General features: G+C 59.6%; 14 protein-coding genes. 3 read left to right on the top strand and 11 right to left on the bottom strand.

From position 1 onward, the window contains the following. Nucleotides 1-57 precede the first annotated feature (57 nt). Nucleotides 58-1,002 carry a CHAD domain-containing protein gene (locus tag TBK1r_RS25850; RefSeq protein ID WP_145217489.1) on the top strand — a complete coding sequence of 315 codons (945 nt, stop codon included), beginning with the start codon at nucleotides 58-60 and terminating at the stop codon, nucleotides 1,000-1,002. A gap of 58 nt (nucleotides 1,003-1,060) precedes the next feature. Here TBK1r_RS25850 and TBK1r_RS25845 read toward each other — a convergent pair whose 3' ends face one another. Continuing rightward, nucleotides 1,061-2,320 (bottom strand): M20 family metallopeptidase, encoded by a 1,260-nt coding sequence (locus tag TBK1r_RS25845; protein ID WP_419580396.1) that lies wholly within the window; start codon nucleotides 2,318-2,320, stop codon nucleotides 1,061-1,063. 475 nt (nucleotides 2,321-2,795) lie between these two features. On the opposite strand from TBK1r_RS25845, the gene TBK1r_RS25840 reads away from it, so the two are divergent. Continuing rightward, nucleotides 2,796-3,395 (top strand): DUF456 family protein, encoded by a 600-nt coding sequence (locus tag TBK1r_RS25840; protein ID WP_419580395.1) that lies wholly within the window; start codon nucleotides 2,796-2,798, stop codon nucleotides 3,393-3,395. 27 nt (nucleotides 3,396-3,422) lie between these two features. Beyond that, a complete protein-coding gene (locus TBK1r_RS25835) occupies nucleotides 3,423-4,628 on the top strand; it encodes a tetratricopeptide repeat protein (protein ID WP_145217480.1) in 1,206 nt (401 codons plus the stop codon). A gap of 68 nt (nucleotides 4,629-4,696) precedes the next feature. On the opposite strand, the gene TBK1r_RS25830 is transcribed toward TBK1r_RS25835, so the two are convergent. The 10 genes from TBK1r_RS25830 to TBK1r_RS25785 form a co-directional block, all read right to left on the bottom strand. Then, a complete protein-coding gene (locus TBK1r_RS25830; RefSeq protein ID WP_095737799.1) occupies nucleotides 4,697-5,083 on the bottom strand; it encodes a F0F1 ATP synthase subunit delta/epsilon in 387 nt (128 codons plus the stop codon). Between the two features lie 3 nt (nucleotides 5,084-5,086). Beyond that, nucleotides 5,087-6,535, bottom strand: coding sequence for a F0F1 ATP synthase subunit beta (atpD, locus tag TBK1r_RS25825; protein ID WP_145217476.1), 1,449 nt, complete (start codon nucleotides 6,533-6,535; stop codon nucleotides 5,087-5,089). Between the two features lie 72 nt (nucleotides 6,536-6,607). Then, complete coding sequence (gene atpG / locus TBK1r_RS25820) at nucleotides 6,608-7,492, bottom strand: ATP synthase F1 subunit gamma (protein ID WP_145217473.1); 885 nt, start codon at nucleotides 7,490-7,492, stop codon at nucleotides 6,608-6,610. Between the two features lie 40 nt (nucleotides 7,493-7,532). Then, nucleotides 7,533-9,047 (bottom strand): F0F1 ATP synthase subunit alpha, encoded by a 1,515-nt coding sequence (atpA, locus tag TBK1r_RS25815; protein WP_145217470.1) that lies wholly within the window; start codon nucleotides 9,045-9,047, stop codon nucleotides 7,533-7,535. Between the two features lie 86 nt (nucleotides 9,048-9,133). Beyond that, nucleotides 9,134-9,760, bottom strand: coding sequence for an ATP synthase F1 subunit delta (atpH, locus tag TBK1r_RS25810; protein ID WP_145217467.1), 627 nt, complete (start codon nucleotides 9,758-9,760; stop codon nucleotides 9,134-9,136). Between the two features lie 33 nt (nucleotides 9,761-9,793). Further along, a complete protein-coding gene (gene atpF / locus TBK1r_RS25805; protein ID WP_145217464.1) occupies nucleotides 9,794-10,444 on the bottom strand; it encodes a F0F1 ATP synthase subunit B in 651 nt (216 codons plus the stop codon). A 119-nt stretch (nucleotides 10,445-10,563) separates the two neighbouring features. Further along, on the bottom strand, nucleotides 10,564-10,809 hold the full coding sequence (atpE, locus tag TBK1r_RS25800) for an ATP synthase F0 subunit C (protein WP_095737805.1): 246 nt from the start codon (nucleotides 10,807-10,809) through the stop codon (nucleotides 10,564-10,566). A gap of 93 nt (nucleotides 10,810-10,902) precedes the next feature. Then, a complete protein-coding gene (atpB, locus tag TBK1r_RS25795) occupies nucleotides 10,903-11,946 on the bottom strand; it encodes a F0F1 ATP synthase subunit A (RefSeq protein ID WP_145217461.1) in 1,044 nt (347 codons plus the stop codon). Between the two features lie 20 nt (nucleotides 11,947-11,966). Beyond that, nucleotides 11,967-12,431, bottom strand: a complete 465-nt coding sequence (locus TBK1r_RS25790; protein WP_419580394.1) for a hypothetical protein — start codon at nucleotides 12,429-12,431, stop codon at nucleotides 11,967-11,969. Nucleotides 12,432-12,513: 82 nt separating this feature from the next. Next, complete coding sequence (locus tag TBK1r_RS25785; RefSeq protein WP_419580393.1) at nucleotides 12,514-12,873, bottom strand: AtpZ/AtpI family protein; 360 nt, start codon at nucleotides 12,871-12,873, stop codon at nucleotides 12,514-12,516. Nucleotides 12,874-13,493 lie beyond the last annotated feature (620 nt).

Below are 13,493 nucleotides of genomic sequence, written 5' to 3'. Positions count from 1 at the left end.
TGGCGGCTCGAGAGACGACGCCATGCTGCATCCTAAACTGCGATTTTTATCTGCTCCATGTCTTCCAAGCGTGACAAATCAAAACGCGGTCTGGCTGCTCAGGATTCAGGGAAATGGGTGCGTCTTGAAAACGCCGAAGGCTGCGTCGCCACCGCCGCTCGACTGACCCTCTCCAACCGGCTCGCGGCGGTGTTGTACTATCTGCCCCGGGCGAGTGCGCGGTCGGACGCATCGATCGAACACGTGCATCAGTTACGCGTCAGCACGCGACGGGTCATCGCGGCGTTGCATCTGTACAAGGACGTCTTGCCTGGCAAATTGGCGCGTCGGATGGAGCGGCGGATGAAAGGCATTCGTCAGGTTGCCGGTGTCGCTCGTGATCTGGACGTGCTCGCCCTCCGTTATCGCAACTCGGATTCGCGAAAACACAAGCGGTTGATGCGACGATTAACACCGTTGCGGCGAAAGGCTCGGAGATCGATCGCGGACTTGAATCGCGCACTGATGGATAAGGACCATTTGGCAAGACGCGTGAAGAAACTGCTCGGCGCGATCCGCTGCCAATCGCAACAGGACTTGAATGGGTTTGCAAAAATGCAACTCGCCCATCATTCACGGTGTTTCTTCAAACACGCCAATCGCGATCTTGACCGCGTCGACCAATTGCACCGATTTCGTATCCAGGCAAAGCGATTCCGATACACCATCGAGCTGCTCGGTGACGTCTTGCCCGCCGAGGTTCGCACCCGGATCTATCCGGTCCTTTGCAACGTCCAAGAGGTGCTGGGGGAACTGCACGACCATGCCATTGCGCGTGAGCGCATGAAACGGTTGGCGCGAAAGGAAACCAGATCCAGTCGTGCAAAGCAATTCAGATCGCTCGCGAGAAAGGAAAAGCGAATGATGGAACAGGTGGAGCAGCGTTTTCAGGATTGGTGGACACCGAACTTTTCCGACCAGATTGAGCGTGCGGTCCAGCGGATTCTGCAGGACGCCGGGTGAATCAGAGCCGTCCGTCGGCAATCCGAACGTATATTTGTTTTCACACATCGCTGGCACCTCATCGTCGGTCCGTTGAAGTCACTTCCGAGTTGATGGAATCGTCCGGCGTGAACGCCACCGATTCGGCCCAGGCGTTGGGGTCTGGTGGGCTGTCGCGATCCGAGATCGGAGCTCCCATCAGCAAGCACGCCAACAGCGCGGCGCGTTCAGGCATCTTGTCTTCGATGACATGTTCGATCAGCGCATGGGCTCCGTCACCGACTGCACCCAAACCGTCCAACGTCGCGGTGTGCAAGCTGGTGTAATTGCCGTCGGAACCACCACCGGCGGTGCCTTCGCGAATTTCAATCCCCAACACATCGGCGGCTGCTTGGGCGCGATGCCAGAGCGCTCGATTGCGTGGCGTCGGCTCCAGCGGCGGGCGGCCGATGTGTCCGGTGACCTTGATTTGCGTCCCCGCCACGGTGGGCTGCATCGCATAGATGGCCTGTTCCATTCGCCGCGCGATCGCTTCGGTACGGACGCGAACATCGACTTCGGCGCGGCTTTCGGCGGCAACCACGTTCGGGCGGACACCGCCATCGATCGTGCCCACGTTGACCGTCGTGCCGGCTTCTGGATCGTTCAACGCATGCAGCGTTTGGACGACGTGCGAGAGTTCCAGAATCGCGCTGATCCCCTTGTCGGGATCCAAGCCGGCGTGGGCCGCTTTGCCACTGATCGTGATCACGAATCGGCCGACGCCCTTGCGAGCCGTCTTCAGCCGTCCTTCCGGGCCGAGCGACGGCTCCATCACCATCGCGCGGTCGACGCATTGGGCCAGTTTTTGAATTCGCCAAGCCGATTCGCCGCTGCCGATTTCTTCGTCGGAATTGATGAACAACACCGGTGTGACCGACGGAGTGAGCCCCAGTTCACGCAGCGCACGTAGGGCGAACACCGCTTGGACGAGACCCGCTTTCATGTCGTACACGCCAGGACCATGCAGCCGTCCGTCACGAGATTCGACCGGCATTTTGGCCAGGGTGCCGACCGGCCAGACTGTGTCACAGTGTCCCAACAGCAGCTGTCGGTCGGTGTGCGAACTCGGGTCGCCCGGCATGGCCAACAGCTGGCCGCCGGAGGTCTTGCCCGGGAAACGCCGGCAGCGGAATCCGATGGAATTCAGTTCGGCCTCGAACCGATCAAACACCGGGCCTTGAGTCGCGGGGTCGGCCGACGGTGATTCGATCAGTGCCGTTTCGCGGGCCAGCCGCACCATGGATTCCTGATGTGCCGTCAACCAGCTGAAGAGCTTTCCTGCGGTTGCTTTGTTCACGATTCGGCGTCCCATTCCCGCGTTCCGATCACGACCAATGGAGCGACCTTAAAGAAGCGATCCCAGATCGGAACGCTGACGTCCAGTCGGACCAAGTCGTCAGGTTGTTTATTCATCGAGCGTTCCACCGATCACCTCTCTTGCTAGATCCGACGCGGCCTCATCCGCCATGAAGCGATCATACCGTGACTTGTTCCCCGTCTTCGGTGGTCATGACGGATTGCTTGCCGCCGCATCCGACAACCATCGCGAGCAATGCGATGGCGAACGTGGCTTGGACTGGAGTGGACATGGTGCTGGCTCCCGAACGCGTGGTTGGTGAAGAACGAAAGGAGTGCAACCATTGTACCGTTTCAGTGTGGGGTAAGCGTCTAGCTTGCCTGGGAACGGCCTTGCCTGGGAACGGTGGATGAATCGGTGTCTAATACGTGCCAGGATTCCAACCTCTTCACCGTTCACGTTTACATCAGGTTTCATGACCGCCGCCGTGTTGCTCTTTGCTGAAACCGCCGACGGGTGGACTCCGTGGCTGGAAACGACCGGCGTCATTTTGTTGGCAATCGGGCTGGTTCTCGGTTGCTTGGCGGCCTGGATCACGAACCTGATCGCGCTGCCGGGCAATTGGATCTGTGTGTTGTTGATCGCGTTGTACGCTTGGTTGGGACCGGCGACGGGGCGTTTGGCGATCGGTTACGGTCCGGTGTTGGCCGGATTTGCGATCGCATTGGTCGGCGAACTGTTTGAGTTTCTTGCCGGTGCCGCCGGCGCCAAGCGGGCCGGGGCGAGTCGTAAATCGACGCTGTATTCGATCATCGGATCGATGGTCGGCGCGATCACCGGCGCTGTTGTGGGGGTCCCCGTGCCCGTGGTCGGATCGGTCATCGCGGCGATCCTGTTTGGCGGAATCGGCGCGGCCGCCGGTGCGATGTACGGCGAATGGTCCGACGGCAGGTCCTGGAAAGAAAACTGGTCGGTCGGACACTCGACTTTCTGGGGCCGAACGTTCGGCACGCTCGGGAAAGTCAGTGCGGGGCTGCTGATTGTGATCCTTGTCTTAGCCGCCGTCCTCGTTTAATCCAGCCCGCAATTAATCTAGCAAGCCATGCCGGAAACCAATGACGCGATGCTTCAAACGGCTCTCGACCTGCTGTCGGCGGGGAGGCACCCAGACGCGATTGCGGTCTTGCAGCAGGCCGTTCGGTTGTCGCCCCAATCGGCGGCAGCGTTTCGTGCCTTGGCTGAAGCGCATCTCGGCTGCGGCGATCTGGAGGAAGCACGCCGCTGCTGCCAACGATCAACCACCCTTGATCCTTCGTTCGAGCGAGCGTTTTATTTGCTCGGGGTGATCTGCGCCCATGCCGGAGACGTTGACGATTCGACGGCTGCCTTTGAACGTGCCATCGAGTTGCGTCCCAAGTATTTCGACGCCCTCCGCGGTTTGGCCGCCGTCGCCGGACGATCGGGGCAACTGGCTCGGGCCTTGGAGTGTTATCGCGAGCTGATCGTGGCGGGAATCGATCACAGCGAGCTACTGTTGGAATTCGCCGAGACGGCGGAGCGACACGGGGATCTCGATGATGCCATCACCGCGCGCAAGATTCTGTTTAAACGCGAGCCCGACAATCTTGAAAACTGTTTTAACTTGTCGTCCCTGACAGGAAAGGATCCACCGCCGGCGACGCCCGCGACAATGGTCACCCAAACGTTCGATGATTACGCGGAAACGTTCGAGACCCACCTGGGCGCGCTGCAGTATTCAGGCCCCGAATTGCTGTACCGCGCGGTCGATCGTTGTGAATCGCGGAACGACTTGCAAATTCTGGATCTGGGGTGCGGCACGGGACTTTGCGGTCGACCGTTCCGACCGATGGCCCAACGGTTGGTTGGCGTTGATTTGTCGACGCGGATGTTGGAGAAGGCCAAGGTCAAGAACGTTTATGACGAGCTGCATTGTGCCGATGTGCTGGATTTCTTGTCCCGGCAAGCCCAGTATGATTTGATCCTCGCCGCCGACGTCTTGATTTACTTTGGCGATTTGCTGCCGGTATTCTCTGCGGCGCGCGGGCGAATCAAGGACGGCGGCCATTTCGCGTTCACGATTGAATGCAGCAACTCCGATGACGTTGTCGTTTCACGGAATCATCGGTACCTCCACTCACCGAATTATGTGCGCAGGGTGATCGTCGAGGCGGGTTGGCAGATCGTCGCATTTGACGAGTGTGCTTTCCGGCAGGAACAACACAAGGATCTCGCCGGGATCGTGGCGGTGGTCTCGCCGGATGAAGGACGAGATCGAGATAGCGTGTAGGTCACGCTGTGCGTGACAGCAGGCATGCACAGCATGCCCTACGTGCTAAGAGCGGTCCTGGACAAAGCCTAGCGGGCTGAGCGTAGTTGACCGCGGGCGCGTCGGACGGCGGTGTCCTTCAGTTGTGCCAACTCGGGTGTCGAAGCCGGCATCTCTTGAGCGACTTCGAGCGCCTCCTCCGCTTTGCCGACATCGAGCAGATCGACAGAGATCGAGCGTGACGTCAGCAAGCTGACGACGTTGCCTTCGACCTGGGCGAAGCCGCCGTCGACGAAGTACCGCTGCGGACCCGCCGCGGTAGCCAGATGGAGCGTGCCGAAACCCAACCGACCGATCATCGGGGCGCGACCGGGCAGGATGCCGACCGATCCGTCGTACATGGGCAGCGTCACCGAATCGGCTTCGCAATCCACTTCGGTGCGTTCGGGCGTGACTACGATGCAGCGTATCGCCATGGCTTATTTCTTCTCCATCTTCTTGGCTTGTGCCTCGGCCTGTTCGATCGAACCGACGTACATGAAGGCTTGTTCGGGCAGGTGATCCCACTTGCCGTCACAGATTTCTTCGAAGCTGCGGATCGTATCTTCCAGCGGCGTGATCTCACCGGCCTTTCCGGTAAAGACTTCGGCGACCAAGAAGGGTTGGGATAGGAATCGTTCGATTCGGCGTGCACGGTGCACGATCGTCTTGTCGTCTTCGTTCAATTCGTCGACACCCAGAATCGCGATGATGTCTTGCAGTTCGCGATAGCGTTGCAGCGTGGTCTGGACGCGACGTGCGATCGCATAGTGGCGATCACCGACGTACTGCGGATCGAGAATCCGCGAGTTGGACGCCAACGGGTCGATGGCGGGATAAATCCCTTTTTCCGAGATCGATCGTTCCAGATAGATGAACGCGTCCAACTGGCCGAAGGCGGTTGCCGGGGCGGGGTCGGTCGGGTCGTCCGCGGGCACATAGACGGCTTGAACCGACGTGATCGCACCCTTTTTCGTCGACGTGATTCGTTCTTGCAGGGCACCCATTTCGGTCGCCAGCGTCGGTTGGTAACCGACCGCCGAAGGCATCCGTCCGAGCAACGCGGACACTTCCGAACCGGCTTGGGAGAAACGAAAGATGTTGTCGACGAACAACAGCGTGTCGGCTCCGGTCGTGTCGCGGAAGAATTCCGCCATCGTCAACGCCGACAGGGCGACGCGAAGACGGGATCCCGGCGGCTCGTTCATCTGGCCGAACACCATGCAGGTTTGCTCGATGACCTTGCGTCCGGTTTGACCGATTTCGGTTTCCTGCATTTCCAACCACAGGTCGGTGCCTTCGCGGGTCCGTTCACCGACACCGGCGAACACGGAGTAACCGCCGTGGCTGCTGGCGATCCGGGCGATCAATTCGGTCAGAATCACGGTCTTGCCCAGGCCGGCACCACCAAACAGCCCGGCTTTCCCACCGCGGACGAAGGGGGTCAGCAGGTCGACGACCTTGATCCCGGTTTCGAACAATTCGGTGTTGGTCGACAGCTCGTTGACCGGCGGTGCTTGACGGTGAATCGGCCAGTAATCTTCGGCGTTGACCTCGCCACGTTTGTCGATGGGTTCGCCGAGCACGTTGAAGACGCGACCGAGCGTTTCTTTTCCGACGGGGACCGACACCGGTTTGCCGGTATCGATGACGTCCATGCCACGCATCATGCCGTCGGTGCTGCCCAGTGCGATCGCACGGACACGTCCGCCGCCGAGGTGCTGTTGGACTTCGCCGACCAAGTCGATCGAGACCCCTTTGTGCTCGCTCTTGACTTCCAGAGCGTTGTAGATCTTCGGCATTTGGCCTTCGGGGAATTCGGCGTCGAACGTCGACCCGATGACCTGCGTGACTTTGCCGACGACGCGAGTTTCGGTTGCGGTGGACATGCTATTCTTCTTCGCTAAAAACGTGTTGTGGGGCGGGCCGCCTGGTGCGACCGGTCACCAGAGTGTGTGGATTTAACCTTCCAAAGCTTCGACGCCGCCGATGATCTCCATGATCTCGCCGGTGATCTGGCTCTGTCGGGCCCGGTTGTAAGTCATCGAGAGTTGTTTGATCATGTCGCCGGCGTTCTCGGTGGCGCCCTTCATGGCGATCATCCGCGCGACTTGTTCGCTGACCGCGGCGTCCAAGAAACACTTGAACAGGCGGACTTTAAAACTGGTCGGCACGACTTCTTCGAGAATGCTTTCCGCCGAGGGCAGGAATTCGTATTCGACGTTGGTGCCGCCGGCATCGTCTTGATCGGCGTCATCGCCCAGCGAACCGAGCGGCAGCAGCGTTTCGACGGTGGCGATTTGCTTGGACGTGCTGATGAACTTGGTGTAGATCACGTCCAGCCGGTCCAGTTCGCCGGTGATGTACCGGGACAGGTACGATTCGGCGATTTTTTCGACCTCGGCGTAGGCCGGTTGGTCTTCGAAATTGAGGTGTTTTTCGTCGGTGGTGACGCCGCGGAACGCGAGCCCATCGACGCCTCGTTTCCCGCTGACGTCGACATCGACGTTCGGCAACGATTCCTTCAATTCTCTGATCCGCGGCATCGCTTCACGCAGAACCGAGCCGTTGTATCCGCCGCACAGGCCGCGGTTGCTGGTCAGCACCAGGACGCGTGCGTTCTTGACTTCGTCACGTTGCTCGAGCAACGGATGCTGGACATCCAGGCCGGCAGCGGCGAGACGCCCGACGATCCGGGTGATCTGTTCGGTGTAGGCGGTCGCGGCTTGGGCCCGGTCCATCGCTTTCTTGTACCGCGCCGTCGCGATCAGCTCCATCGTCCGCGTGATCTTGCGGATGTTGCGGATCGACTTGCGTCGTTTATCAAGCGCTCTTGCGTTGGCCATGAATCGTTAAACGAGGACGGAATGTTTTCAGTGAATGAGATCAGGCGGTCGGCGTGTAGCCGGCCTTGAACTCTTTGATGGCAGTTTCCAGCGTATTGACGACGTCGTCGGTCAAATCGCCTTGTTCCATCAACGAATCCAGCAACGCAGCGTGCTTGTCGTTGATGTACTGCAAGAAGTCCTTTTCCCATTGTTGGACGGTTTTGATTTCAACATCGTCCAGGTGGCCCTTGGTACCGGCGTACAAGCTGACGACCTGTTCGGCGACCGAAAGCGGTTGATACTGGGGTTGCTTGAGCAGTTCGACCATCCGGTAACCACGGTCCAATTGGGCTTGGGTGGCCGGGTCGAGGTCGGTGCCCAACTGGGCGAACGCTTCCAAGGCCCGGAACGCCGCGAGGTCCAATCGCAAACCGCCGGCGACCTTCTTCATCGCCTTGATCTGGGCCGCACCACCGACGCGAGAGACCGAAATCCCGGGGTTCATCGCCGGGCGAACGCCGGAGAAGAACAGGTCGGGCTGGACGTAGATCTGGCCATCGGTGATCGAAATCACATTGGTCGGGATGTACGCCGAAACTTCGCCTTCGAGCGTTTCGATGATCGGCAAGCTGGTGATCGAGCCACCGCCGAGTTCGTCGGACAGCTTGGACGAGCGTTCCAGCAGACGGCTGTGGCAGTAGAACACGTCACCGGGGAATGCTTCGCGGCCCGGCGGGCGACGCATCAACAGACTCATTTGACGATAGGCAACCGCTTGCTTGCTCAAATCGTCATAGACGATCAGGGCATGGCCGCCATTGAACATGAAGTGTTCGGCCATCGCGGTTCCGGCGTAGGGCGCGACGTATTGCAGCGGGGCGGGCGCACTGGCTCCGGCGACGACAACGGTCGTGTATTCCATCGCACCGTATTTTTCCAACACGTCGACGACGCCGGCGACCGAGCTGTCCTTTTGGCCGATGGCGACGTAGAAGCATTTCACGTCTTGACCCTTTTGGTTCAAGATCGCGTCGATGGCGATCGCGGTCTTACCGGTTTTTCGGTCGCCGATGATCAGCTCCCGTTGACCGCGACCGATCGGCGTCATCGCGTCGATCGCTTTGATGCCGGTTTGCATCGGCTGGGTCACCGGTTGCCGTTCGGCGACACCGGTCGCGATGATTTCCACCGGGCGGGTGACGTCCGATTGCACGGGGCCTTTGCCGTCGAGCGGGTTGCCGAGCGGGTCGAGGACGCGCCCGATGACCGCATCGCCGGCCGGCACGCTCAACAGCGTTCCCAACGCCTTGACTTCGTCGCCTTCTTGAATCGTCAGGTAGTCGCCGAGAATAATCACCCCGACGCTGTTCTCTTCCAGGTTGAACGCCAGGCCGATCGCACCGTTGGGGAACTCCACCATCTCCCCGGCCATCACACCGGACAGACCATACACACGCGCGATCCCGTCACCGACTTCCAGGACGGTACCGACTTCGCGGACGTCGATCTTGCTGTCGAAGTTTTCGATCTCCTGTTGCAAGACCGATGCGATTTCATCGCTGCTAAATTTCATGGCAATCTAATGCGTCAGAGTGTTTGTGGTTTTGATAGGTCGATTGTGGAAGCGGGGCCTGATCAGGCGGAGGCTGCTTCCGAGTGTTATTGGGTCAATTGATCGAATTTCTCAGCGATCTTGGCCGAAAATCCCTCGCTGGCTCGTTTGGCGATGCCATTCAAGCGATTGGCGACGGAATTGTCGAAAACCGTATCTCCGATTCGGATCACCATGCCGCCGATCAAGTCGGCGTCGACGACTTCCTGAAGTCGAACTTTCTTTCCCGTTGCGGTCCCCAGTTTTTCGCTGATCGACGCACGCAGGCCGTCGCTGAGCGGGACGGCGGTGCTGACTTTCGCCAGCACTTGGCCGCTCATTTCGTCAAACAGCGTCAACACGCCCTCGCGAACCGCTGCGACATGGGCGAGCCGACCACGCGACGCCATCACCTTCAAAAACGTCAGCAACAGCGGATCGAAATCACCGCCGAAGACTCGGTCGATGACCCGTTGCTTTTCGTGCAGATCGATTCGCGGCGAAGCAAACGCGGCGGCAAGCGGAGGACTTTTGCGCAGGTACTGGTCGACCACCTGATTGAGTTGGTCGACGATCTGTTCGGTCCGCCCCGCTTTTTGGGCGGCAGCCAGCAGAGCTTGCGCGTAGGTTTTCCCCAGCTGCTCGGCTCCGGTGTCCATCACCGTTTCATGTTTTACGTCGTCGGGAGTATCCATCGCTATTTCCAAAGGTGTTTCGCCTGGCTCGGATCAGTTGTTGCTCGGGACTTGCTCGAGCGCCTTCTTGATCAATTCGGCGTGATCCTCGGGGTTCAGTTCACGTCCGACGACCTGTTTGGCGACTCCCATGGCCAGCACGGAAGTTTGGCTGGCGATTTCGGCCAGCGCCACCTTTTTGGCCGTTTCGATGTCGGCCAGGGCACGTTCGCCTTGTCGCTGCGCGTCGGCTTTGGCTTCTTCGACAATTTTTGTCGCGTTCGCCTGGGCGTCACGCCGCGCGTCGGCCAGGATCGTTTGCGCCTCGTTGGCCACTTCCTGCACCTTCTTCTGGTACTCGGCTAGGGTGGCTTCCGCCTTGCGGTTGGATGCCTGAGCCTGCTCCAGATCACCAGCGATCTTTTCCTCGCGCGCCTTCAAGCCGCCCAGGATGACCGGCCAGACGAACTTCGCGAGCACCGCAAAGGTCCCCAGGAAGATCGCCAGGTTGATGACCGCCGCACCGGGATCGAACGACAGGATGGGCGGCAATGCTTCGTGCGCACCGTCACCATGAACCTCGCCTTCGTGCGATTCCGCAGCGACCTCGTCGGCTCGCACCGACATCGGGGACAGCGCCACGGGCGGGCCCACGGCAACAAAGCAAACGGCGATAGCCATCACGGCAAAACGCATATACGACATCAAATTACCTAAGGGTGGGCAACCGGAATCGGAGTGCCGCCTCGGCTTCACTGCCGCGAAAGCGAGGCGACCGACCGAAACACGCGGCCGATCTCTCTAGTTGTTACAGTTCGTGCGAACTACAGCAGGTACATCAAAATCAACGCGATCACGGTCACACCTTCGATCAGTGCGGCCGAAATCAGCATCTGGGTGCTGATCGTTCCGCTTGCTTCGGGTTGACGGGCGATCGCTTCGACGGCGCCGCCACCGATACGACCGATGCCCCAGCCGGCACCCAAAATCACGAGGCCGATGCCGATACCGACACCCATCTTGCCAAATTCTGCAGCCTCTTGAGCCAGCATCATTGCGAATTCAAACATCTCAGGTTCGCTCCTAGAATTCTCTCGTCGCCCGTCTTTTCGCAAAGGCACGGACGCACAAAAAAGGGGAAAGGTCAAAGGGTTAGTCATTCGTTACGCATCGGCCAATCCGGCCAGCCGCGACGGTTCAATCAACTTATCCAGATCCATCTGCGATTCATCGCTGAACGGATCGTGTTCGTGTTCATGGCCGTGGTCGCCATGGTGTGCCGCAACGGTCGAGATGAACAGGACCGTCAGGAAGGTGAAAATGAAGGCCTGGAGCATGCAGATGAACAGCTCCAGCAAGGTCAGCACGATGCAGCCGATGATCACCGCGATGCCGACGCCATAGCCCAGCAGGTGAGACACCGACGCGGCCGTAAACACCAGGCCGACGATCGCCGCGACGACAAGGTGTCCCGCCATCATGGTCCCGAAAAGCCGCATCGCAAGGACGACGCACTTGATCAGCAAGCCCAACCACTCCAGCACATACAGTGGCAATCCGAGGCCGAAGGACATCGCTTTGGGGCCGTCCCAGCCGATCGGATTGAAGTGGGAGAAAAACGCTTTCGCACCGGTCTCTCGGATCCCGATGAACAAGATCGCGACAAAGCTGCAAATCGCCAACATCGCGTTAAGTGACAGGTTGCCCGTCGCCGTGCCGCCGAAATGGCCGTAGTGGCTGGCGTGGTCGCTCCAGATCAGCCCGGCCATGTGCAGACCGCTGCCGAACGGGATCAGGCCCAGCACGTTGGAGAACAGGATGAAGAAGAACACCGTCCAAATGTACGGAATGTATTTGTCGGTCAGCTCGTGCAAGTTCGGCCGCGCCACCTCATCTCGGATGAACCAGCAAACGGTCTCGAACAACTGCGCCAGTCGACCCTTGGTCTGGTAGGCTTGCAGGCCTTCACCCTTGACGCGAATCTTCGCTGCGACGTAGCTGAACACCAACATCACCACGATCGCCGTGACGGCGGTCATCATCAAATGGTTGGTGATGTAAAAACTGTATTGGCCGTCCTTGATGAACAACGCCGGAATGTTCGTCTCCGGACCACCCACGTTCACGGTAAACAGCGGCTCGTGGTGCAACGCGTGGGGCACGACGTGCGACAGTGGATCATCGGCAGATGCGAATAACAGATTCATTGATTTGAATGCTTGGCTATTTAGCTTCTTGTGGTGGCCGCTCGATCTCGGCGTGGCAACAGCAGCGCCAGGGCGACGACGTCGATCGAAGTCAGGTAGACATACCACGCGAGAATCATTCCCGCGATTTCCTTCTTGGCGGCGGGCAAGTGATAACTACACAGACCAAGGAGTGCAACAGTGCCAAACAACCGAATTATCACTCCGGCAGAAAAACCGAACGTGATTCGTGCCGGGGACTCGTCCCGGCTTGGCAACATCTCCGTCGCAACCCCTGGCAATCCGCCGGCAACGGCGACTGTGCCACTGCCCAGGCCGATGACCACCAGCAGTGACGCATTGGCCGTCAGCACGCCGCTGGCAACGAGCGTCCAGCTCGCCAGCATCCCGATCGCCCACGCGATCGCAATCGCGACGAGACAGCACAGGTAAGGCCGGCAGCTGACCATGGTGGCATTCAGGATGGGAGTGCGAAGGGTGGTCAACGGATTATCGGTCCGACGGTGTCGGAACTGGTATGGGCATGGATGGTGGAGTTCAGGTCGCCGTGGCGGAAGTCGCCACCTTTCAATCGTGCGGCGGATTCTCCGCTGGCGGTATCTCGTCAGGCTTGTCGTCGCTCGGCTGGCTTTGCTCGATCTGTCGTTGCCGGTTCGAAATCGAAGTCGCCAAACGGATGAATCGAATCATGCCAAGGGTGAAGCCGAGTAGTCCGCCGATGGCCGAGCAAATCGGTCGAGCCGATTGCAGGTGGCGGTCAATCGCAGCGCCGATGGCACCAAACACGATCGTGATGAAGGCGAGCTCCAAGCCGGCACCGGACAGGCGGATCCAAACCGGAGACCGCCCGAGTGTCGTGCCGGGCACTTCGCCGGTGGCATCTCGCCGCCGGTCCGGTCGCTCTGGCGACCGATCGTGTTGCGGCATTTTGCACCTTTGTTCAGTGTTCTCAAGTCCAGTTGACTGTCTTTCAGTCGTCCTGTCTTTCCCGCGCCGCATCGACGTGTTGTTCGATCACGGCCCGGGCGGAGTCTGCTTTCATCACGTGACGCCGGTAGAGTGTGATTGGTGAGCCGGAGAGGGATAGGAGGGGCGACCGATAGCCGCACCCGCCGGCCGCTCAAATTCGGCGCCTCTCAGTCGCGAACGGGCCCATGACCATCAAGTTTCGAAGTTACCCTCCTGTGTGCGGGAGGGGCGAGCGCAGCGAGGGGAGGTTTTCCGCGGCCGGCGTGCCCACCGGTGCCAACAACGACGGCAAAGCACCCTCCCCGCGTCGTCGCAAACTCCTCCGCGACCCTCCCCAAGGGAGGGTGACTTCACCTCAATGGCGAACCGAGGGCTTAACCTGATGCGTGTGCCCTCGGTCGCGAACGGACCCCCCCAGGTGACTTGAAGTAGACCTTGTGTCTAGAATGGCGTCTGGAATCCGCAGAAAATTTGCGATCGTTTTCCCTGTCTTTCCTGCGGTTTCCGGCCAAAATCTCGTCGCAAGCCCGGCAATCCTACCGGACGACTCTGGAACTTTTTCAAAGCGTTGGCATAAT

This window comes from Stieleria magnilauensis (assembly GCA_007753675.1).
Taxonomy (GTDB): domain Bacteria; phylum Planctomycetota; class Planctomycetia; order Pirellulales; family Pirellulaceae; genus Stieleria; species Stieleria magnilauensis.
Note: the sequence above shows the minus strand (reverse complement) of the source record. Positions and strands in the feature narration are given on the sequence as shown.

Excerpts from the sequence above, each read along its gene's own strand:
- TBK1r_RS25850 (WP_145217489.1), top strand. The coding sequence starts at position 58 with ATGTCTTCCAAGCGTGACAAATCAAAACGCGGTCTGGCTGCTCAGGAT.
- TBK1r_RS25840 (WP_419580395.1), top strand. The coding sequence starts at position 2,796 with ATGACCGCCGCCGTGTTGCTCTTTGCTGAAACCGCCGACGGGTGGACT.
- TBK1r_RS25835 (WP_145217480.1), top strand. The coding sequence starts at position 3,423 with ATGCCGGAAACCAATGACGCGATGCTTCAAACGGCTCTCGACCTGCTG.
- TBK1r_RS25830 (WP_095737799.1), bottom strand. The coding sequence starts at position 5,083 with ATGGCGATACGCTGCATCGTAGTCACGCCCGAACGCACCGAAGTGGAT.
- atpD (WP_145217476.1), bottom strand. The coding sequence starts at position 6,535 with ATGTCCACCGCAACCGAAACTCGCGTCGTCGGCAAAGTCACGCAGGTC.
- atpG (WP_145217473.1), bottom strand. The coding sequence starts at position 7,492 with ATGGCCAACGCAAGAGCGCTTGATAAACGACGCAAGTCGATCCGCAAC.
- atpA (WP_145217470.1), bottom strand. The coding sequence starts at position 9,047 with ATGAAATTTAGCAGCGATGAAATCGCATCGGTCTTGCAACAGGAGATC.
- atpH (WP_145217467.1), bottom strand. The coding sequence starts at position 9,760 with ATGGATACTCCCGACGACGTAAAACATGAAACGGTGATGGACACCGGA.
- atpF (WP_145217464.1), bottom strand. The coding sequence starts at position 10,444 with ATGTCGTATATGCGTTTTGCCGTGATGGCTATCGCCGTTTGCTTTGTT.
- atpE (WP_095737805.1), bottom strand. The coding sequence starts at position 10,809 with ATGTTTGAATTCGCAATGATGCTGGCTCAAGAGGCTGCAGAATTTGGC.
- atpB (WP_145217461.1), bottom strand. The coding sequence starts at position 11,946 with ATGAATCTGTTATTCGCATCTGCCGATGATCCACTGTCGCACGTCGTG.
- TBK1r_RS25785 (WP_419580393.1), bottom strand. The coding sequence starts at position 12,873 with ATGCCGCAACACGATCGGTCGCCAGAGCGACCGGACCGGCGGCGAGAT.